The 20,383-nt window shown below is 60.8% G+C and carries 17 protein-coding genes; 4 read left to right on the top strand and 13 right to left on the bottom strand.

The features are described 5' to 3' along the window. Nucleotides 1-6 precede the first annotated feature (6 nt). Together ASC96_RS11300 and ASC96_RS11295 are read left to right on the top strand one after the other, a co-directional pair. On the top strand, nucleotides 7-855 hold the full coding sequence (locus ASC96_RS11300; protein ID WP_060503132.1) for an ABC transporter permease: 849 nt from the start codon (nucleotides 7-9) through the stop codon (nucleotides 853-855). Between the two features lie 4 nt (nucleotides 856-859). Further along, nucleotides 860-2,587, top strand: coding sequence for a M14 family metallopeptidase (locus tag ASC96_RS11295; protein WP_060503131.1), 1,728 nt, complete (start codon nucleotides 860-862; stop codon nucleotides 2,585-2,587). 93 nt (nucleotides 2,588-2,680) lie between these two features. Here ASC96_RS11295 and ASC96_RS11290 read toward each other — a convergent pair whose 3' ends face one another. From ASC96_RS11290 to rsgA, 8 genes are all read right to left on the bottom strand, one after another. Continuing rightward, the gene (locus ASC96_RS11290) at nucleotides 2,681-4,468 is read right to left on the bottom strand and encodes an adenine deaminase C-terminal domain-containing protein (protein ID WP_060503130.1); all 1,788 of its coding nucleotides are present in this window, start codon (nucleotides 4,466-4,468) and stop codon (nucleotides 2,681-2,683) included. Then, the gene (locus tag ASC96_RS11285) at nucleotides 4,465-5,388 is read right to left on the bottom strand and encodes a nucleoside hydrolase (RefSeq protein WP_060503129.1); all 924 of its coding nucleotides are present in this window, start codon (nucleotides 5,386-5,388) and stop codon (nucleotides 4,465-4,467) included. The genes ASC96_RS11290 and ASC96_RS11285 overlap by 4 nt, the downstream gene beginning before the upstream one ends. A gap of 6 nt (nucleotides 5,389-5,394) precedes the next feature. Further along, nucleotides 5,395-6,420: an ABC transporter ATP-binding protein gene (locus ASC96_RS11280; RefSeq protein WP_060503128.1), complete on the bottom strand. Its 1,026-nt coding sequence runs from the start codon at nucleotides 6,418-6,420 to the stop codon at nucleotides 5,395-5,397. Then, nucleotides 6,413-7,192, bottom strand: coding sequence for an ABC transporter permease (locus ASC96_RS11275; RefSeq protein WP_060503127.1), 780 nt, complete (start codon nucleotides 7,190-7,192; stop codon nucleotides 6,413-6,415). The genes ASC96_RS11280 and ASC96_RS11275 overlap by 8 nt, the downstream gene beginning before the upstream one ends. Next, the gene (locus ASC96_RS11270; RefSeq protein ID WP_060503126.1) at nucleotides 7,189-8,016 is read right to left on the bottom strand and encodes an ABC transporter permease; all 828 of its coding nucleotides are present in this window, start codon (nucleotides 8,014-8,016) and stop codon (nucleotides 7,189-7,191) included. Before ASC96_RS11270 ends, ASC96_RS11275 begins: the two co-directional genes overlap by 4 nt. Before the next feature lie 294 nt (nucleotides 8,017-8,310). Continuing rightward, nucleotides 8,311-9,333 (bottom strand): ABC transporter substrate-binding protein, encoded by a 1,023-nt coding sequence (locus tag ASC96_RS11265; RefSeq protein WP_060503125.1) that lies wholly within the window; start codon nucleotides 9,331-9,333, stop codon nucleotides 8,311-8,313. Between the two features lie 59 nt (nucleotides 9,334-9,392). Then, a complete protein-coding gene (locus tag ASC96_RS11260) occupies nucleotides 9,393-10,439 on the bottom strand; it encodes a LacI family DNA-binding transcriptional regulator (protein ID WP_060503124.1) in 1,047 nt (348 codons plus the stop codon). A 152-nt stretch (nucleotides 10,440-10,591) separates the two neighbouring features. After that, nucleotides 10,592-11,614, bottom strand: a complete 1,023-nt coding sequence (gene rsgA / locus ASC96_RS11255; RefSeq protein WP_060503175.1) for a ribosome small subunit-dependent GTPase A — start codon at nucleotides 11,612-11,614, stop codon at nucleotides 10,592-10,594. Between the two features lie 276 nt (nucleotides 11,615-11,890). On the opposite strand from rsgA, the gene ASC96_RS11250 reads away from it, so the two are divergent. Beyond that, on the top strand, nucleotides 11,891-12,184 hold the full coding sequence (locus tag ASC96_RS11250) for a hypothetical protein (protein WP_060503123.1): 294 nt from the start codon (nucleotides 11,891-11,893) through the stop codon (nucleotides 12,182-12,184). A 168-nt stretch (nucleotides 12,185-12,352) separates the two neighbouring features. Here the strand turns inward: ASC96_RS11250 and ASC96_RS11245 are convergent, their stop codons facing one another. Together ASC96_RS11245 and pepT are read right to left on the bottom strand one after the other, a co-directional pair. After that, nucleotides 12,353-12,607, bottom strand: a complete 255-nt coding sequence (locus ASC96_RS11245) for a hypothetical protein (RefSeq protein ID WP_060503174.1) — start codon at nucleotides 12,605-12,607, stop codon at nucleotides 12,353-12,355. Between the two features lie 78 nt (nucleotides 12,608-12,685). After that, entirely contained in the window at nucleotides 12,686-13,918 is a 1,233-nt protein-coding gene (gene pepT / locus ASC96_RS11240; RefSeq protein WP_060503122.1) for a peptidase T, read from the bottom strand. 180 nt (nucleotides 13,919-14,098) lie between these two features. On the opposite strand from pepT, the gene ASC96_RS11235 reads away from it, so the two are divergent. Further along, the gene (locus tag ASC96_RS11235; RefSeq protein ID WP_060503121.1) at nucleotides 14,099-15,721 is read left to right on the top strand and encodes an ABC-F family ATP-binding cassette domain-containing protein; all 1,623 of its coding nucleotides are present in this window, start codon (nucleotides 14,099-14,101) and stop codon (nucleotides 15,719-15,721) included. A 36-nt stretch (nucleotides 15,722-15,757) separates the two neighbouring features. Here the strand turns inward: ASC96_RS11235 and ASC96_RS11230 are convergent, their stop codons facing one another. The 3 genes from ASC96_RS11230 to ASC96_RS11220 form a co-directional block, all read right to left on the bottom strand. Beyond that, nucleotides 15,758-17,920, bottom strand: coding sequence for a hypothetical protein (locus ASC96_RS11230; protein WP_060503120.1), 2,163 nt, complete (start codon nucleotides 17,918-17,920; stop codon nucleotides 15,758-15,760). Then, the gene (locus ASC96_RS11225; protein WP_060503173.1) at nucleotides 17,917-18,915 is read right to left on the bottom strand and encodes a glycosyltransferase; all 999 of its coding nucleotides are present in this window, start codon (nucleotides 18,913-18,915) and stop codon (nucleotides 17,917-17,919) included. Before ASC96_RS11225 ends, ASC96_RS11230 begins: the two co-directional genes overlap by 4 nt. Nucleotides 18,916-19,032: 117 nt before the next feature. Next, nucleotides 19,033-20,139 carry a glycosyltransferase family 4 protein gene (locus ASC96_RS11220; RefSeq protein WP_244481992.1) on the bottom strand — a complete coding sequence of 369 codons (1,107 nt, stop codon included), beginning with the start codon at nucleotides 20,137-20,139 and terminating at the stop codon, nucleotides 19,033-19,035. Nucleotides 20,140-20,383: the final 244 nt, after the last annotated feature.

The following is a 20,383-nucleotide window of genomic DNA, read 5'->3' as shown; positions in this document are numbered from 1 at the left end:
TCGCCGATGGCCACCAAATCCTCCCGCCTGTCGCAGTTCTACAGTCTCGAATTCATCCTCGGTGCGTCGCTGACGCTGATCATCTGCCTCGCGGTGCTGCTATCCGACGTGCTGTTTCCCGGCGGCGCTGAAAAGATCAACCTGATCGCGCGCCTCACCAAGCCCTTCACCACGGCCGCCTATCCGCTGGGCACTGATCCGCTCGGCCGGGATGTGCTGGCGCGCGTGGTCGCTGGCGGCAAGATTTCGTTGCTGGTCGGCTTCACCTCGGTAATCGGCGCGGTGATCTTCGGCGTGCTGATGGGCCTGATTGCCGGCTATTATCGCGGCTTCTGGGATATGCTGGTGATGCGCTTTGCCGACCTGCAGCTCGCCATGCCGTTCATCCTGCTGGCGATCACCTTCATCGCCATCGTTGGCGGCAGCCTGACCAACACGATCATCCTGCTGATCGTTTCGCAATGGGTACAATATGCGCGCGTGGTCCGCGGTTCGGTGCTGACGCTGCGCGAGCGGGAATTTATTCTCTCTGCGCGGGCGATCGGCGTCAAAGACTGGCGCATCATCTTTCAGCACCTGCTGCCGAACCTGATCGGGCCGGTCATCGTGCTCATGACCCTCAACGTCGCCAACAACATTCTTCTGGAAAGCAGCCTGACCTTCCTCGGGCTTGGCGTCGACCCAACCATCCCGAGCTGGGGCGGCATGCTGGCCGATGGCCGCACGTATCTCCAGACCGCCTGGTGGGTCAGCGTCTTCCCGGGCCTTGCGATCCTCCTGACCGTGCTTGGCCTGAACATTCTCGGCGACTGGCTGCGCGACAGCCTTGACCCGACCGGCAGAACTTCGAGGTAATCCGATGACCGTGATCTTGCAGAAATCCTTTGAGCGCACACTCGATCAGTTGGCGGCGCGCGCCGTCCCGGGCGACAGTTTTGAGGCCTGGACCTTCGACGACCGTGAAAGCCGCGCCGCGGCTGAACGCGCGTTATCGGAAAGAGGCATCACGGCCCGCATCCGCAGCGCCTACAAGCCGTTGCTGTCCTTCTTTCTCGAAGAGGTTGATCTCAAAGGCGTCGAGGCCATTGAAATCCGCTATCCGGTCCACCCAGCGGCATCTGACAACCGCTTCCGGCTGGAGACCTATCCGCTGGGCGCGCTGGTCGGCGAGGCAAAGATTGCATTTGTTCCACGCGCAGACGGCGGGTTCTTCTATGAGGTGGTGCTGACGGGTGCCGACATCGAGCAATCCGTTACTGTTCTTGCGCCGAACCGGGTGCATCAGGATCGCACCGGGCAGACCAATCTCTCGCCAACCGGCTGGTTGCGCCGCGCTGGTGAAACGATCGGCGAACGGCTGGAAACGGACTATGAGGTGGTATTCGAAACTGCAATATCCGCGATCGCTGATTATGACTGGGGCCAGGACGAACCCTATTTCGAAGAGCTGAACATCCGCATTGGTCATCCGTCCAGCGACGAGCCGCTGGCGATTGGCGATGAGGTGGTCAGCCTGCGCGAAGCGCTTCATGAGGACCTGTATTTTTCGCTTCTCGAATTTTTCCAGATGAAGTCCGGCCGGCCGTTGGGCGATCGGGGGTTGAGGCCCGGCATGATCGTGCCGGAAGTCGTGCAGGTCGAAGGTGCCATCACGCTCAGCATAACCACCCGCGCCTTGTCGACCGGTTTCCTCGACGGTGCCGCGCAGGCGATCGATACCGCCAGCGAGCCGCTGGCCGCTGGCCAAGTGGCGGTCCAGCTGGAGGCGATCGGCGGGGAGGGGTTTGATGCCCGCACCCGGTCCGGCCGCACGGTTTTCGCGCGCTATGTCGCCGGCAGCGATGCCGCGGTGATGATCAGCGGCGGTCAGCACCCAAATGAGACCACCGGCATCGTCGGCGCTTTGCGTGCCGCGGCCAAGCTTGCAGAGCGCAAGGGCGCGCATTTCACCATTTCGCCACTTGAGAATCCGGATGGTTATGCGGTGCACCAGCGCTTGCGCCGCGACAACCCGCGCCACATGCATCACGCCGCCCGGTACACCGCGCTCGGTGACGACCTCGAGTACCGCACATATGAAAATGCGGCCGGGCATGTGAACGAAAAGGAAATCCGCTTCAAGGCACAGGATTTGAGCGGCGCGCAGTTGCATGTGAATCTGCACGGCTATCCCTCGCATGAGTGGACCCGGCCGCTATCGGGTTATGTGCCGCGTGGTTTTGCCGCCTGGACCCTGCCGAAAGGCTTTTTTCTGATCGTTCGCCATCATCCTGACTGGGAAAGCCAGTCGGAGGCGTTGCTCGACCGGGTGACGCGGCATCTCGGAGAGGTGCCCGGGCTACTGGCGTATAACGACAGGCAGATCGCACTCTATGAGATTCATGCCGGTGAGACGGGCTTCCGGATTATCAACGGTTTCCCCTGCCTCATTTCAGTCGATCATCGCCACACTGTGCCGATGACCCTGATCACCGAATATCCGGACGAGACCATCTACGGCGAAGAGTTCATTGCAGGTCATACGGCTCAGATGGAACTGGTCCTGTCTGCGTATATGGCCTGGCAGGATATCGTCTCGGTCAGCTGATCCCGTCTGACGGCGAAGCATGGTCGGACATGAGGCTGCTCATGCCCGGCCGAAATGCCGCCAAGAGTTGGTGGAAGCGGTCGCGGCGGGCGACTATGCCTTGGTCAGGATCGGGCTTTCCATAAGCATACCGGTTTCGACATCGGCAATGCCCCTGTCTGTCTGGTGCGGTCCGGCATTGCAGGCAAGTGTCGCCCCAAAACAGGCCTTGAAGACGAGATAGGGCGGCTGCCAGTCGACGATATCGTCCATCGCAGCGCGAACATCCGCGAAATCCCGGGCCACATCATTGAGCGGCGCATCCGAGACCAGGCCCGAAAGCGGCAGCGGCAGGATGGCCTTGACCACTCCGCTGGATGCGACGGCCATGCCGCCACCCGCGGCGATCACCGCATTGGCGGCAAGCGCCATGTCGTCCGGATCGCTGCCGAACACGGTGAGGTTGTGGCTGTCATGGGAAACGGTATTGGCAAATGCGCCGCGCCATTCGCCCCAGCCGCGCAGGAAGCCGACGCGCGGCCGGCCGTCGCTGCGGCCGTGGCGATGCGCCACAGCAATCAGGGTCGTGCCCTCAGGCGGTACGACAAAACCATCCCGTACCTCTGCTTCCGCTTCGCCCCAACGGGTAAAGCGCGGTTGGTCGATTGTGGCGATCCGGACTTTGGTCTCGCTGGAAGCAACACGAAAATCATCGGCTGTCAGCGGCGATATCTTCATGGAATGCTCAAGCACCGATGGGTCGGACGCTGCGATATCTGCAAGCATCTCACCATCCCTGGCAACAACAATGCCATTGGCGATGACGATGCGAGCGTTGAAGTCGCTGAGATTGTCGAACACGGCGATATCGGCGCGGCGTCCTGCCGCGATCAGCCCAAGATCGGAACGCCCCAGCCGTTGTGCGGCATTAAGCGTGGCAGCCCGCAGCGCCCATTCCGGTTTCAGGCCGTAGCGAACGAGGCGCCGCACAACGTCGTCAAGGCCTCCGCCGTCTGCCAGGTCGTCGGGAAAGACGTCGTCGGTGCAGAGGGTGAGTGTCTGCGGCAAATGGCCAAGCCGGTTCAGGGCTTCAACGAACTCCGGCAGCAGATGATCGTGGGAACCGCGCAACTCGATCGCCATGCCGGCGCGCAGCTTTTCCATCAGGTCGGCTGAAGATGTCAGCTCGTGGTCCGAGCTGACGCCTGCCGCCATGAAGGCGGCAAGATCACCACCGTTCAGTCCGCGCGCGTGGCCGCAGATCAGTTTTTCCGAGGCAAGGCCTGCCTGGACGATGGCGCTCATCCGCGGATCGCGGTTGATTACGCCGCGCATGTTCATGACCTCGGCGATGCCGCCGATTTCCGGCCAGGACAGCAGATCGGCAATCACGCCGGCATCAAAATCGGCGCCATTCAGCTCCAATCCCGGCGCTGAGGGCACGCAGGAGGGCGCAAGCAGGATCATGCGCAGCGGCGATGCGTTGGCGGCATCGGCGGCGAAACGCACTCCGGCAATGCCGTGGACATTGCCGAACTCGTGCGGATCCCAGACAATCGTTGTCACGCCGTGGGCCAGAACAGCAGCGGCATACGTCGCGGGCGTCACCATCGAGCTTTCGATATGCATATGCGTGTCGATCAGGCCGGGCGAAATAAAACCGCCGGAGATATCGATGATCTCCGCCGCGTCGGTCCTCGCTCCTGTCGGGTGGACACTGGCGATCAGCGGTCCGACGAGGCCGATATTCGCCGCCCGCAACTCGCCGGTCACCATATCGACCAGAGTGCCATTGATGATCAGGGTGTCGAACGGGGCATTGCCGCGCGCAGCTGCGACCGCACGGGCGCGCAGGCCGGCCTCGTTGAGGTCGGCGGGTTGAGGTGCTGCAGGTTTTGTCATTTACCGGCCTCCCAGCGCAGCGCGTCCAGCACGATCGCCTTGATTGCCTCCGCATCGCAATCGACGGCGAATTCGGCATTGAAGACACCATGGCTGGCGCGGGTTTCCACCACGGTGCGGCCGCGGGTGAGTGAGCCGGCAAGCTCCATGTCGATCCGGGCGGATTGAAAGGTCACGAGGTCGGGGCGGACAAAGGCAGCAGCAGCGGAGGGATCGTAGATTGCCATCGCCGGCCGGCCGCGGCTGACGCCGATATCGATGTAACCGGCGAGCATATCGGCCAGCAGCGCGGCGTTGGCGCCGCCCGTCTGCCGTACCGGCTCAATATCGGCGGGTGCGGCCAGAACCTTGCGGCAAAAGTCGAGATCGACCATGCGCAAAGGCAGGCCATGCGACAGCACGATGGCGACGGCTTCCGGGTCGGCCAGCGCGTTGAACTCTGCCGATGCCGTGTGGTTGCCGCGTGAAAGCCCGCCGCCCATCCAGGTGAGTTCATCGATGCGGGTGGCGAGATCGGGCCGTGCCAGGGCAAGGGCGGCGATGTTGGTCAGCGGCCCAAGTGCCAGGATGCGGCGTGGCGAGGGCTTGTTTTCCAGCCAGCGGCAAAGTGCAGAGAAAGCATCGTTGTCCGCTACATCACCGGCATCCGGAAGCGTTCGTCCGGCAGTGGGAATACCAGTTTCGCCGAGAATCGCCTGCGCGGTTTCGAGCACGCCCAGAACGGGCTGGCTGCGTCCGGCATGAATCGGGACCGTCCAGCCGAAAGCCTTGGCAGCACCCGCCGTATTGCGGCGGACTTGATCCATTGGCGTATTGCCGAACACCAGCGATATGCCGTCGATGGCAATGCCCGCACGCATCACCACCAGAATGGCGGCGATGTCGTCAAAGCCCATATCCGTATCGATCCAGACACCCATGATGACTTATCCGAAACGCTTGAGGAGGGCAGCACCTTCAACCGGCAGGTCGAACGCAACGGTGGCGCCAAGCGCATGGGCGGGCAAGGTCGCATCCACTTCCGTCTTGATGATGCCGAGAGGTGTTTCCAGCACATATTCGCGCGTTCCACCGGCGAAGGAAACGCCGCGGACCCTACCTGTCAATGGGCCGGAACCGAGAGAGACTGCGCGTGGCCGCCAGGCGAGACCCGCCACATCCGGCAGTTCCCTGGCGAGGGAGACAGCGCCATTTTCGGTGGTCAGCTTGCCACCTTCGACGGCGAAGATGTTTTCGAAGCCGACGAAATCGGCGACGAAGCTGGAGACCGGGTGATTGTAGATTTCTTCCGGCGTGCCGATCTGTTCGATCGCGCCATTCTTCATCACGACGATCCGGTCGGCGAGCGCCAGGGCCTCGACCTGATCGTGGGTGACGAAGATCATCGTCACGCCGCTTTCCTTCTGGACGCGCTGCAGTTCGGTGCGCATTTCCAGCCGCAGGCGCGCATCAAGATTGGAGAGCGGTTCGTCGAGCAGGAGCACTTTCGGTTCCATGACCATGGAGCGGGCAAGTGCCACGCGCTGTTGCTGGCCACCGGAAAGCTCCGGGGTCTTGCGGCTGGCGAAGGCCGAGAGGCCAACGGATTTGAGGCCGGCTGCCACTTTCGCCTCGAGTTCTTTCCCAGTCATGCCTTTCAGCTTCAAGCCGAACGCGACATTTTCGAACACCGTCAGATGTGGGAACAGCGCATAGGACTGGAACACCAGCCCGACGGCGCGCTTGTTGGCGGCAACCCGGGTGATGTCGGTGCCATCGAGACTGATGCGGCCGCCAACCGGCGTCATCAGGCCGGCAATCGAGCGCATGGTCGTGGTCTTGCCGCAGCCGGATGGGCCGAGCAGCGCCAGCAATTCGCCCTTGCGGATCTCGAGATCGAGATCCTTCACGGCAATCGATTTGCCATAGGCGAGGGAAAGTTTGTCGAGGGTGAGGAAGGATGTGTCAGACATAGCGGGAGAACCCCAGAAAACGTTCGGCGAGGAAGACGATGCCGATGGAGAGGAAAGCGAGCAGCGAAGACAGGGCGGCGATCGATGGATCGAAGACGATCTCCATGTAGCCGAGCATGTCGATCGGCAGGGTGCGTACACCCGGCCCGGACAGGAACAGCGAAACCGGAACCTGATTGAAGCTGGTGACGAAGCCGAGAATGAAGGCCGACAGGATGCCGCCGCGAATGTTCGGCAGTACAACCCGGAAGAAAGCGCCAAGCCGGGACGAACCGAGCAGAACGGCGGCTTCCTCGATATCCGAGCGCAGATTGTTGAGGCTGGCCGAGACGACACGCACTGCATAGGGCAGGATCAGCGCCGTATGGGCAAGGAACAGCGCCAGCGTGATCGATACACCGATGGGTACGACGAAATAGCGCAGGAGCGCCAGGCCGACGATGATGCCCGGCACGATGATCGGTGCCGACACGACGGTGCGCACGGTCTCGGACATCGGCAGCTTGTAGCGCGACATCGCATAGGCGGCGGGAATGCCGAGCAGAAGCGCTGCAAACGTACCGCCGATCGCCAGGAACATCGACATCACGAAGCTGTCGCGAAAACTCTCGACGGTGAAGACCTTGAGGATCCACTTGAACGAGAAACCCTGCGGCGGGAAGGCCAGCGTATCACCGGCCGAGAACGAGGCGGCAACGATGATCAGGAACGGGCCGATCAGGAAGATCAGCACCAGAAGCAGCGTAATCGGGGCAAACAGTCTCGGGGTCATCGCTTGTTCCTCGCCGTTGCGATCCGCTTCAGGAGAATATTGGCGGCAAAACTCATGACAATCAGGATGAAGGCGATAACGCTTGCCGAGACGAAATTGTTGGCAACGGTGACCTGCTGGTAGAGCAGCGTCTCCAGCATCAGCACCTTCGAGCCGCCCAGAATGGCAGGCGTGATATAGGCGGTCATCGAACCGGTGAAGACCAGCGTTCCGCCGACAACCAGGCCTTCGCGGGTCAGCGGCAGGATGACTTTCCAGAACACCTGGAACCAGTTGGCGCCAAGAACGCGGGCGGCGGGCACGACATCTTTCGGCAGGTTTTCCAGTGCGCTGATCAGCGAGATCACCATCAAGGGCAGGAACAGCTGCAACAGGCCGATGAAGACGGCGGTTTCGCTGAAGAGGATACGGATCGGTTCGTCGCTGAGGCCGACAGCCATCAGCGCCTGGTTGACGATGCCGGTGCGGCCAAGGATGACGATCCAGGCATAGGTGCGGGCGACCGGCGAAATCATCAGCGGCAGAACGACAAGCCCGATCATCCGGCCCTTGGCGCCGGGCGGGAGGCTTACGATGGCAAAGGCAGTCGCATAACCGATGACGGCGGCTGCCACGGTGACGAGTGCGCCGAGCTTCAGCGTCCGTAGAAAGACCGTCCGGTTCAACGGCTGCGAGAAGAAATCCGCATAGGCCGACAGGCTCCAGCTATCCGCCGATCGAAAACCTTCCGACAGCAAGAGGATAACCGGCACGAGGAAGACCAGCCCCGCGAAAATCGCGGCCGGCAGGGCGAGCGCCAATGCTTCTGCCCGGTTCTGGAACATGGTTTGTCGTCTCCAGCAAGTTCAAATGGAATCCCCGGTGCGGGTGATTACCAAAAACGCATATTCGGTGGCTGCCCCTCATCCGGCCTGTTGGCCACCTTCTCCCCTTAGAACGGGGAGAAGGACAAGCGGCAAACTCCGTCATACCCTCTCCCCGCAAGCGGGGAGAGGGTTAGGGTGAGGGGCTGTGGCAGCAGCACCCCACCATGGGCAACAAGTTCAGTCGGGACGCAGCCCGCGAACCGGAGTCCGCCCGCTGCGCCCCTTGCCTTGGGAGGCATTCGTGTTGACCGGTTACTGGCCGACCTTGGCGTTCCACTCGGACAGCCACGCATCGCGGTTGTCGAGTGCCACGGCGGACGGGATCAGTTTCAGGCTGTTGGCCGTTTCTTCGCCATAGGTCAGGTTGCCCGCAACTTCGTCGGAAACCTTGGCTTCCTTGTTGGCCGGGCTATCGACCAGCTTTTCGGCAAGCTTCGTCTGGATGTCCGTGGAGAGCCAGAAATCCATGAATTCGAGTGCCAGATCCTGGTTCTTCGAGCCCTTGGTGAGAACCATGACGTTCATGCCGCCGGTCTGGCCTTCCTTCGGGGTCGCCCAGCCGAGTGGCAGGTCGAGCTTGGTGAAGGGAGCCCAGGAGAAGCGGCCGATCGGTGCCGCCCAGATTTCTTCCTGCTGCATCAACTGCACCAGCTGCGAGGATTTGACGTAGAAGGTGACGATATCGTCCTTCTTGGCGCCAACGGCCTCAATTGAACCCTTCAGATCCGGCGTGTCGGTGCCAAGCGCCTTGCCGAGCATGTAGAGGGACGGCGGGCCTTGATTGGTGGTGATGTTCGGGAAGGCGACATGACCGGCATATTCCGGCTTCAAGAGGTCAGCCCAGGACTCGATCTTCATCTTGTCGGTGCGGTAGACGATCGAGGTTGCATAGAACGTATAGCCGACACTCATGCCGTCGCCGTTCGGATCCTTGGCGATGTCGTAGAGCTTGCCGAAATTGCTGAGCTTAGTGTTGTCGATCTTCTCGATCAGGCCGTTGCGATCGGCAGATAGCGCGTCAGCCATGGAAACCACGGCCATGTCGATGACCGGATTGGCCTTGTTGGCTTCGATCTTGGCGAGGCGCTCGACGCTGTTGCCGGTTTCGACCACCAGCTTGCAGCCGCATTTGGCTTCGAAGGGATCGTAGACGATCTCCTTGAACTCGTCCTGCGCGAAGGCATAGACGGAAATTGTCAGGGTCTTTTCCTGGGCATGGGCAGCGCCCATGGTGAGCATCAGCGCGGCGGCTGATGAAAAGAGCATTTTGTTCATCGGCGTTCTCCTTCTGGTGTTTTCTTGGCTCATATTATCTGGGCTTGCGGTGGTACCGGTCATGCACTGTGGATATTCGGCGGTGGCGCCGATGTCTGCCGGACCACCAGCTGCATCGGTACGCTCGCCCGCTCGGCTGCGACCGTGCCCGTCACGGTGCGTGCGATGCCGGAGCCTGATACCGGATCGGCCTCGATGACACGGACGAGTGCTGCAATGGCGATGTCGGCGATCCCGGCCATATCCATACGTACTGTTGTCAGGCCGGGCGTGACCACCGAGGACCAGACGAGATCATCAAACCCGGTAACGCTGACATGTTCGGGCACGCCGATTCCGGCGCGCTGCAATTCCGTCAGGGCCCGGAGCGCCGGCAGATCGGAAACGGCGGCAAAGGCGGTGAAACCTTTCTCCACCTGTTCTGTTAGACCAAGAAGGCTTCCCTTGCCGTGCACCTGCTCGTGTTTTTCGATCCAGAAGACCTCGGCATGAGCGTCTGCAGGAAGGCGGGATTTCATGCCGCCGATACGATCGTTCTGCACATTCGAGGCCGGATTGTTGCCGATCAGCAGAAACTTGCGATGTCCCAGCGAAGCGAGGTGTTCGATGACCGTCTGACCACCCTGCCAGTGATCGGCCGAAACCGTGTTGCCGGGGGTGGAAGGGCTGTCGATGACCGCCACCGGACAGCCGATGTCGGCGATGCGGGTGCCGAGCCGGGGGACGATAACGATGCCGTCGACGTCGCGCTCGATCAGCCGGTTGATGGCGTCGGTCTGCAAGGCGACGTCGCTGCGGGAGTCGGCGATCAAGACGCCGTAGCCAGCCGTGCTTGCCGCATGCTCGATCGCCTGGGCAATCTGCGGAAACAGCGGATTGGCGATATTCGGCAGAACCAGGCCGAGAACGCCGGTGCGGCCGGTGCGCAGCGCCCGGCCGGTCAGGCTCGGGATGTAGCCCAGTTGGGTAGCGGTGGCGCGGATCTTTTCAGCAAGTTCGGCCGAGACACGTCCCTTGCCCGACAGCGCATTCGACACCGTTGCGGCGGACACGCCGAGTGTCGCGGCAATCTGGCTTAGGTTCGATCCTGTGCGCGGGTTGGCCATATGATCCAACGGGTGATTAATCGATTAATCAATTCTGTTACAGCAATGTTCCCGTGTTGTCGATACGGTTTTGTGGCTTGATACAGGCTGAAAAGCATCTCTTACGGGAAACGCGCTAACCAACCGGTTTTGAAGACGGAGGCTTTCGTCTTTCAGTATTTCTTCTTCTGGATGACTTTGTTGCCGCGCGGCCCTGTCTGCACCGGGGTGTTGCTGACATTTTCCTCCAGCAGCTTGCGCCACCGGGCCAGCCGCTCCGCAGGCAGCGTGCCTGCCTTGATCGCTGCCTGGACGGCACAGCCCGGCTCGTGATCATGTGTGCAGTCGCGAAACTTGCAGGATGGGGCAAGGTCGGTGATTTCGGAGAACAGCGTGTCGATACCATCGGACACGTCGCTGAGATGCAGGGTGCGCATTCCGGGCGTGTCGATCACCCAGCCGCCGCCGGCAATGGCGTGCAACGACCGGGCCGTCGTGGTGTGGCGTCCCTTGGCATCGCTTTCGCGGATATCGCCGGTCTCCTGCGCTGCTTCGTGCCTGAGGCCCGCCAAGGTGTTGACCAGGGTCGATTTGCCGACGCCGGACGACCCGACCAGTGCGACAGTCTGACCGGCGCCGCACCACGGAGCGAGCACAGCTGCGGCATCGGCGGAGCGGCCGTTGACAACGATGACGTCCAGATCGCGCTGCAGGCCTCTCGCCTCCTCTTCGAAGGTGCTTGCATCATCGACCGTATCGGCCTTGGTCAGCACGATGACCGGGTTGGTTCCCGCCTGATTGGCCAGAGCCAGATAGCGCTCCAGCCGTGCCGGACTGAAATCGGCATTGCAGGAGGTGACGATGAACAGGGTATCGACATTGGCGGCGCCAAGCTGGTGACCGTGCCTGCCTTCGGTCCGGCGCTGCAGCAATGTCCGGCGTTCCAGCCTGCGGACAAGCAGATGGGTGCGGGGATCAGCCAGTATCCAGTCGCCGACGGCAAAGTCACCGGTATTGGTCTTGTGCGCCAGAGTGAGCCTGACCGGTCCCGCTGCAGACAGCGCGCTCAGTCGGGCACGGTGGACCTCGGCGATGCGCATCGGAATGAGGCTGGCCTCGGACCGTTCGATCTGGGAGGCAAAAAAATCGGACCAGCCATGGGACGCCAGAAAGGCCGCGTCTGTCCGCTCCGTCACGCAGCCGCTCCCGGGCACAGTGTCATGTTCATGGATGACGTCTCTCAAAACAAGTTCAGACGCTGATACCAGAAGCATCCGGATGGTGCCAATCGTTTCGCAGCCGCATTCTTTTCAATTTTGTCTGGGAAATGCCGCAAAGTTCCGCTAGGGACAGCGCATCCGGGCCGGTCTGGCCCTTTTCATTACGCATCGGCGACTATCGCAAGCGGGCGTTCCCATCCAATCCGAGGGCGCATATCGCTGACGTTTCGCCATTTCTACCAAGGACAGAACATGATTTCGCACGAATTGACACCGGTCCAGATCCGGGGGCTGAAACTCGCGAAGGAAGGAAACCTCTTCCCGCAGCCGGCCAAAAAATGGACGCATGAGAACGCAGCGGTCACCTACGCAAAGACCGACCGGTTCAAGGAGCGTCCGCAGAAGATCCGCTTCATGACGACGACGACCCTCAACGAACTCGAGGAACTTGGTTTTCTCGAGCGCAGCCATCTCGACCATGACGTCGCCGTCGATCCGCGCGGCATCACGATGGCCGGCAAGATGTGGCTGATGGCCAACAAGTAAACGTCGCCTGCTCCTGCCGCGACTATTTCAAGCCCCGTTCTGCAAACCTGCAGAATGGGGCTTTTCCGTTTCATGCCCGGCCACGCTCAACAGTTCATTTTGGCGCGCGCAACATCACACTGACGGAGGCAATACGGTTGGGCGGCAGGGACCAGTTCTTGACGAAGCTTAATGCCGTGGCTCTCCGCCGGGCGCATAAGCGGTGGTCTGCTCAAACTTGAATTTGTAGCCGCAGCGGCAGCGGATCATGTGGCGGCGCGGATTGCTCGAGGCAAATTCGGTTTCGAAGCCTACGGGCAGGGCGTCAATTTCAAATCCGCGCGTCCTGCGGTTCGGCATATCGTCTTCCGAAACCTCCGCAAAACCCGCGTTCCCGCATTGGGAACATTCCAATTTCCGTGAGTAGCGATCTCGCGCAGCCATCTTCATTCCTTTGACAAGAGGCGGGTCATACCAAAACAGCGGCCGGATGGAAGCGCTGATTGTGGCCTTCAGACGCAATCAGCTGCGCTCTTCCCAGACCTTTGCAAGCTCGACGATTGTCTTGACCGCCTTTTCCATGTCCTGCCTGCTCACCCATTCGAGCGGAGAATGGAAAGCGTGGCCACCCGCAAAGATGTTGGGGCAGGGCAGGCCCATGAACGACAGGCGCGACCCATCCGTGCCGCCACGGATGCTGCCGCGCACCGGCTGCATGCCCGCCCGCCGGATCGCCTCGACGGCGTTGTCGACGATTTCCGGGTGGCGATCGAGGATCGCCTTCATGTTGCGGTACTGGTGCTTGACCTCGAATGTGTAGGACGAACCGGGATAGTCCGGCATGACATCCTTGACGATCGCCTCGATCATGGCTTCCTTTTCAGCGAGGCCTTCGTCGGTAAAGTCGCGAACGATCAGGCTGATCCTGGCTTTTTCCATCGCACCCGTAACGCTCACGGGATGAACGAAACCATCCCGGCCCTCGGTTGTTTCAGGCGCCAGATGCTTCGGCAGGCGGTCGATGATGGCGCCGGCGATCTTGATGGCATTTTCCATTCTCCCCTTGGCAAAGCCCGGATGAATGGCAACACCCTGGATGGTGATTTCGGCGCCATCGGCGGAGAAGGTTTCATCCTCGATATGGCCAGCCGTTTCGCCGTCCATCGTATAGGCGAATTGTGCGCCAAGCTTCTTCAGGTCGACCTTGTCGACTCCGCGGCCGATTTCCTCGTCTACCGTGAAGAGGATTTTGATGGCGCCGTGCTTGATATCCGGATTATCGACAAGGAACTGCGCCGCCGTCATAATTTCGGCAATGCCGGCCTTGTCGTCGGCGCCAAGCAATGTTGTGCCATCGGTGGTGATGATGTCATTGCCGATCTGGTTGCGCAGGGCCGGATGATCGGCAACGCGGATGATCTGCTGCGGGTCGCCCGGAAGCTGGATATCGCCACCGGCATAGCCGCGGATCAACTGCGGCTTGACATCGGTACCGGTAAAATCCGGGGCAGTATCCATGTGCGAGCAGAAGCAGATGACCGGCACCGGCTTGTCGGTGTTCGATGGGATGGTCGCGTAGATATAGCCGTGCTCGTCGAGATGCGCGTCAGAAATCCCGATCGCGAGCAGTTCCTCGACCAGCAGGCGGCCGAGGTTCTTCTGCTTTTCGGTGGAGGGCTGCGCTGCCGAATTGGCATCCGACTGTGTGTCGATCACGACATAACGAAGGAAACGATCGGTAACGGTGTCGGTCATGGTTCACTCCACTTCATCTGCGTCAGGTGCTCTTCTGTAGCCTTCGCCATTTGCGCCGTGAAGGTATTTCTAGGAAAAACACCATTCAAAAAGCCGTGTTTCAGGGAATGTCGAAAACCTGCGACATTCCCTGAAACACGTGGCATAAGGGCGCCGCAACATTTCTTGGGCACCGCACAAATGATCCGTATCGAAAATATCAGCAAGCAGCTGAGCCACCGCATTCTCTTCATCGAGGCTTCCGCCGCGCTTAACAAGGGCGAGAAGATCGGCCTCGTTGGTCCAAATGGCGCCGGCAAGACGACCGTCTTCCGGATGATCACCGGCGAAGAGCAGCCCGACGAGGGGCAGGTGGCCGTCGAGAAGGGCGTCACCATCGGTTATTTCAACCAGGATGTCGGCGAGATGGAAGGCCGTAGCGCCGTTGCCGAAGTGATGGACGGTGCCGGTCCGGTCAGCATTGTTGCCGCCGAACTGCGCGAGCTCGAAGCTGCGATGGTCGATCCTGACCGGCTTGACGAGATGGACGCGATCATCGAGCGCTACGGCGAGGTGCAGGCGCGCTATGAGGAACTGGACGGCTACGCGCTGGACGGCCGGGCGCGCGAAGTCCTCTCGGGCCTGAGTTTCACGCAGGAAATGATGGATGGTGATGTCGGCAAGCTATCCGGCGGCTGGAAGATGCGCGTGGCGCTTGCCCGCATTTTGCTCATGCGCCCCGATGTCATGCTGCTCGACGAACCGAGCAACCATCTGGATCTGGAAAGCCTGATCTGGCTGGAGGAATTCCTGAAGAATTATGATGGCGCGCTGTTGATGACCTCGCATGACCGGGAGTTCATGAACCGGATCGTCACCAAGCTGATCGAGATCGACGGCGGCGGGTTGACGACCTACTCCGGCGATTACGAATTCTACGAGCAGCAGCGGGCGCTGAATGAAAAACACCAGCTCGCCCAGTTCGAGCGGCAGCAGGCGATGCTTGCCAAGGAAATCAAGTTCATCGAGCGCTTCAAGGCGCGTGCCTCGCATGCGGCCCAGGTGCAGAGCCGGGTGAAGAAGCTCGACAAGATCGAACGGGTGGAGCCGCCGAAGCGCCGCCAGGTTGTCGCCTTCGAATTCCAACCGGCGCCGCGCTCCGGCGAAGATGTCATCAACCTGAAAAACGTCCACAAGAGCTATGGCAGCCGCAGCATTTATGACGGGCTGGACTTCATGGTTCGCCGCAAGGAGCGCTGGTGCATCATGGGCATCAACGGTGCCGGAAAGTCGACACTCCTCAAGCTGGTGACGGGATCGACGGAGCCGGACAAGGGAACTGTGGCGCTGGGTGCCAGCGTCAAGATGGGTTATTTCGCCCAGCATGCCATGGATCTGCTTGATGGCGAACGCACCGTGTTCGAAACACTGGAGCACGAATTTCCGCGCGCCGGGCAAGGCCCGCTCAGGGCGCTGGCTGGCTGTTTCGGGTTTTCCGGCGACGATGTCGAAAAGCGTTGCCGCGTTCTGTCGGGTGGCGAAAAGGCGCGGCTGGTCATGGCGATCATGCTGTTCGACCCGCCCAATCTTCTGGTGCTCGACGAACCGACCAACCATCTGGACCTCGACACCAAGGAAATGCTGATTCAGGCACTGTCCGAATATGAGGGCACCATGCTGTTCGTTTCCCACGACCGGCATTTCCTCGGTGCATTGTCTAACCGGGTTCTGGAACTGACCCCGGACGGCATCCACGAATATGGCGGCGGCTACACGGAATATGTGGCGCGCACCGGCCACGAGGCGCCGGGTCTGCGAGGCTGATCCACGAGACATCCGCTGGCCGGCTTGGGGGCCGCCTCAGCTTCTTTCGAGCAGAAAGAACGTTGTCGGACCTGACGCCGCGTCATTGGAAAGCCGGAATCCGGTCGGGGATACCTCCTGGCCGGCGGCAGTTGAGGCGACGCCGTTCAGCGTGATCGGTGTCAACCGCCATTGCCCCTCGGCCAGCTTGAGCGACAGGTCGACATAACCCCTGCGGATCAGCACGGGAAGGCGGCCGAAATCGGCGATGACTTTTTCCTCGTCGTCGCGGAACTGCATATCCGTATTGTGCGCATCCGTGGCGTAGATGACGAGAAGTTTGCGGCTCTGCGCAATGCTCTCGACATCATCCAGCACCGAGACTGCCAGCAGGCCATCACCGTCTGAAGCCTCGACGCGGACGCTGCCCAGATTGACAGGTTCCCGAAGGGTCGAAAATGCTACCGCTTCGGTTTTTGGTGTCATCACCCGCAATTGGCCCCGCAGGCGATCCAGCAGCAGTTCGCCGGTATCGCTTTCATAGACGCCGGTCTTCAGGTCGGTCTGGTTGTCCTTGGATAACAGCCCGGCAGTCTTGGCGGCGTCGAGGATCGCTTGTGGATCGACGGTAGATCGTGGCTGGCCGACACCCAAGTTTCCTTTCGCTGCTTTTGCCATGCCGATCGCCCCGACAAGGCCAAGCTCGGTGAGCCGCTCCGGTTCGCGCGCCTGCATATCGTCGGTGAGATCCTCGGTACCGCGCACAAGAAAGGGAAAGGTCAGTTCCGAGGTGGCCACATCTCCGCGCCGGAACAAAAGTGCTGCCAGCGTTTCACCTGCGCGTGCGACCGGGTCAAGCGCGATGGCATAGGGCAGCATCGCCTTCTTATGGGGAAAGGGCTCGTTATATTTCAGGATGATCGGTCCATGCGCATGGCGGCAGAGCACGTCCCAGCCCTGCTGCGAGGCGTAGGCCGGCATGACCAGTCCGGCCTCGTAGCGATACCGGTTCCAGAAGAGATGGTCGTATTCACTGACGACGAACGGTTTGCCGAGCCAGCGGGCGGCGGCGATCAGGCGCATGTAATTGAAACTATCGTCAATCGAGCTTTTCTGCGTCATGGTCGCGCCGGGCGAATAGCTGCCGACCCAATCCTGATAGGTGTTCATCGTGACAACCGGCAGATCCTCTCGGCTCAGCGTCGTCTGGATCGTCGGCCAGTTGTTATAGTTGCTGATCTCGCCCCTGTAGCCAAGCCCACGCAGCGCTTCGCTCATGCGGGCGGTGACAGTCTTTTCGACAGAAACGAAAAAGGCCTGCAGGTCCTTCAGGCGAGGGGAGTCTTCGTAACGCGACCCTGGAAGTTCGATTGAGGCGTCTTCCAGCCGTTCGCCGGACTTTAGGTCGGGCCACGCTTGCGAAAGGGCTTCGGTCGAACCGTAGCGCTGCTTCAGCCAAGCATTGAAGGGCAGCTTCAATCGCTCGTCGTAGTGCGGTTTGCCGTCGCGCTCCCGCACGATGCTGTCGAATTCGATATTGTTCTCGTTGACAAGGATGATCAACGCCAGCGCATTGTCATGGACCGGCGCACTGCCGGTATAGGGGTTGACGGATGTCAGGAAGCGGCGCTGGAATTCCAGCCAGTGGTCAAAGGCTTTGTCATCGAAGTAGAGCGCAAGCTTCAGATCGCTTGACGGATCCCAGCGATCGTCATAGCCGCCATAGGCGCCGCGCCAGGAGGAAAGGCCGTCCATGATCCAGTAGATGCCGTTACGCTTGAGTGCCGCCAGCAGGTAATGGACGCGGTCGAGAGTTTCAGGATCGAAATCGAAATCACGGGTACGGCCGAACATCAGGCTGGCATCGACAAAATGGAGCCTTGCGATGTTGTAGCCGTGTTTGGCCAGCTGTGCCGCGTAGAGATCGGCATCGGCGTGGCTTGGAAAGCCGCCGGAAGCCGGGCTCCAGGCCAGCGATGCGCAAAGCAGTCTTACGGGTTTATCCGGCTCGTTGGCGCGGACAAACCGGCCCTGATTTCCTGTCAGAAGCTGGCTGCCCTCTTCGATGGGCGGATTGGACAGGATGGAGGAGAAGTCGAGAGGGCTTTGATTGCTGAGCACCATCGAGGTTTCGCGGACGGGCAGCCATTCATCGGCCGCCATGACCGGCGATGAAACGGCCAGAATTAATGCGGCAACCCAATAGGCCCAAAGCCTCATCGGGCAGCTCCGATTGTCCGGCTTTCGATCCATGATTGTGGCGGCAGGCGGCGCCGGAAGAAGCCGGCCGGTATGGCGGCGGCGTGAAAGCACCAGGCGACGACCGTGTAAAGGCCCATGGCAAAGCCGCCCTTCTTGACGCTGAGCAGGAGAACGATGGCGGCGGCCAGCGCGATCACAATTGCCAGGCCTGATACCAATCCCGGCGCCATGAACAGGATGGCGAGCGATACAGCCCACCAGCAATAAACGGCGGCCCAGAGCTTCAACTCCGGCAATTCAGCGATCAGCCGGCCGAAATAGGGTTTGCCGACCGATGCGCGCAACAGTTCGCCGGTGCCGTAGAGATACTTGCTGTTCCAGCGCCGGACCAGCAGCCGGTAGGAGTTCGATGTGTGTCCGAAATGGCTGACGAAACGCCGGTCAAGACGATGAAGCCGCCAGCCTTGACTGCGCAGCCGGACGCCGAGATCGAACTCTTCATATCCGTGCAGGTTGCGATCGGAAATGTAACCGGCCTTCTCGATGGCGCTGCGCCGGTAAAGCCCGCCGCCATTCATCCTGTCGATATCGCCAACGCGGTTTTCCGGCGCATTGCGCTGTACGCGGCGAGCATATTCGAGGTTGGCCGTTTGCATTTCCTCCACGTGCCCTGTGACGCCGGCGACATCGGGATTATCGGCGAGAAAGCGCAGCGCGTCGGTCAGGAAGTCCGGATCGAGGATCATATCCCCGTCGAGCAGGCAGACGTGGCCGAAGGTCGAATACTGGAAGCCGAGTTGCGGGCCTATTCCGCAGCTGGCTTGCGCTGGCGGCGCGATCTGCACAACGGTGACCGGGTAGCGCGATGCTATTTCAACGGTGCGATCCCTGGATCCGCTGTCTGCAACGATGACTTCGCCGATGCCGCCAGGCAGTCCTGCAAGCGCGCTTTCGATGGTCGCGGCGATGCGTTTTTCTTCATTCAAGGTCTTGATAATGATGGATACACCCAAAATGACCTCCCCGTTTGCATGAAGCACCGCCGGCGCGTTGTTGGACAGGACTGTGACGTCGCTCATAATATTGCCGATGATTTGAAATTTGGTTGATGGCCGGATGGATCGGTCAGGTCAGCGTGGCCGCCTGCGAATGACGGATCGATACACCGCAGCCGTTCGTTCGCTGATCTTCTTCCAGCTGTAATCCGTCTGGATCTGGACAGTCAGCTCATCCGTCCCGTCCTCATCGAATGGGCTGGACAATTTGCGCCCGAGAGCTGCCGCCAAAGCATCGACATCGCCCATCGGAAAGTAATCGGCCGGGGCGAGCTTGAGTTCGCGATTGGCAGGGATATCGCTGGCGAGGACCGGCAGGCCGTAGCTGAGCGCTTCCAGCAAGGCGATCGGCATTCCTTCGTGACTTGACGGCAGCACGAACAAGGCCGCGTTGCTGTAGAGCTCTGCAAGTGCGGCGCCTGTCTGAAATCCCGTCATGACGACTGAAGGCGTCTTTGCAGCCAGGGCCTTCACGTGGGCCGAATACTCGGTTTCATGGTCGGCGCCGCCGACGATCACCAGTTTCTCGGGCCTGTTTGCCTTGGCGAAGGCAAGGATCAGGTCGTGCTGGCGCTTTTCGGGAACCAGGCGGGCCATCATGACGATGTATCGGCGCGGCGTCAGCCCGAAAGTTTTCAGGATTTCGGTGGTGCTGATCTTCGGTTGCACAGAGACGCCGTTCGGGACAAAATCGACGGCAACACCGTATTCTTTCCGCATGGCACGAACGATTTCCTGCGAAATCGCAATGCGCCCGTTAGAGGCATACATTCCGAATGCCTCGCCCGTCTTCAGCATGCGCTTGGCAAACCGACCCCATTTCTGGCGTTCGTAGTCATAGCCATGGTGAGTAATGATGACCTTCAGCCCGAAGAGGCGGGCAAGCGGCGCTACCAGCGCAGGGCCCACAGCATGGATATGCAGGACATCGGGTCTTTGGCGCGCGGCATAGAACACCCCGGCGATGCTATGCCCGATGGCCTCAAGGACCATTCTCTTGGGCGCCCACAGCGGAATGACCCGAATACCCTTCCAGACGCTTTCCGATGGGCTGGCCAGGTATTGCCGCCGACCGATAACGTCAACGTCCCAGCCCATCTGGACAAGCTCGGTACCGATCATCTCGATGTGCTTTTCAACGCCGCCCTGGACATTGGGGATGCCTCGGCTGCCGAGCATCATGACGCGGGGACGCGCCACCGCCTTTCCGAACGTCTCAGCGGGCTCAAAAAGAGAGGTCTCACTCAACGGAGGAACGGGCGCAATCGTGATGCGTTCCGCTGGCGGCGCGCTCGCGGTTTCCGCTGGCATTTCGACCGGTGTATCCGCAGCGGCGTCTTGTACGCCTTCCCTGATCGTGTTCAGGATGCTCCCGATGCCTGACTGTTCAGACTGCCGGTCTGCTGTCCCGAAAACTCGCGGTTCG

It is taken from the genome of Rhizobium sp. Root1204 (assembly GCF_001424965.1).
Classification (GTDB): domain Bacteria; phylum Pseudomonadota; class Alphaproteobacteria; order Rhizobiales; family Rhizobiaceae; genus Pararhizobium.
The sequence above is the reverse complement of the archived record's forward strand: the minus strand, read 5'-3'. Positions and strand labels throughout refer to the sequence as shown.

Coding starts and splice junctions, on each gene's coding strand:
- ASC96_RS11300 (WP_060503132.1), top strand. CDS start 7: ATGGCCACCAAATCCTCCCGCCTGTCGCAGTTCTACAGTCTCGAATTC.
- ASC96_RS11295 (WP_060503131.1), top strand. CDS start 860: ATGACCGTGATCTTGCAGAAATCCTTTGAGCGCACACTCGATCAGTTG.
- ASC96_RS11290 (WP_060503130.1), bottom strand. CDS start 4,468: ATGACAAAACCTGCAGCACCTCAACCCGCCGACCTCAACGAGGCCGGC.
- ASC96_RS11285 (WP_060503129.1), bottom strand. CDS start 5,388: ATGGGTGTCTGGATCGATACGGATATGGGCTTTGACGACATCGCCGCC.
- ASC96_RS11280 (WP_060503128.1), bottom strand. CDS start 6,420: ATGTCTGACACATCCTTCCTCACCCTCGACAAACTTTCCCTCGCCTAT.
- ASC96_RS11275 (WP_060503127.1), bottom strand. CDS start 7,192: ATGACCCCGAGACTGTTTGCCCCGATTACGCTGCTTCTGGTGCTGATC.
- ASC96_RS11270 (WP_060503126.1), bottom strand. CDS start 8,016: ATGTTCCAGAACCGGGCAGAAGCATTGGCGCTCGCCCTGCCGGCCGCG.
- ASC96_RS11265 (WP_060503125.1), bottom strand. CDS start 9,333: ATGAACAAAATGCTCTTTTCATCAGCCGCCGCGCTGATGCTCACCATG.
- ASC96_RS11260 (WP_060503124.1), bottom strand. CDS start 10,439: ATGGCCAACCCGCGCACAGGATCGAACCTAAGCCAGATTGCCGCGACA.
- ASC96_RS11250 (WP_060503123.1), top strand. CDS start 11,891: ATGATTTCGCACGAATTGACACCGGTCCAGATCCGGGGGCTGAAACTC.
- ASC96_RS11245 (WP_060503174.1), bottom strand. CDS start 12,607: ATGGCTGCGCGAGATCGCTACTCACGGAAATTGGAATGTTCCCAATGC.
- pepT (WP_060503122.1), bottom strand. CDS start 13,918: ATGACCGACACCGTTACCGATCGTTTCCTTCGTTATGTCGTGATCGAC.
- ASC96_RS11235 (WP_060503121.1), top strand. CDS start 14,099: ATGATCCGTATCGAAAATATCAGCAAGCAGCTGAGCCACCGCATTCTC.
- ASC96_RS11230 (WP_060503120.1), bottom strand. CDS start 17,920: ATGAGGCTTTGGGCCTATTGGGTTGCCGCATTAATTCTGGCCGTTTCA.
- ASC96_RS11220 (WP_244481992.1), bottom strand. CDS start 20,139: ATGATGCTCGGCAGCCGAGGCATCCCCAATGTCCAGGGCGGCGTTGAA.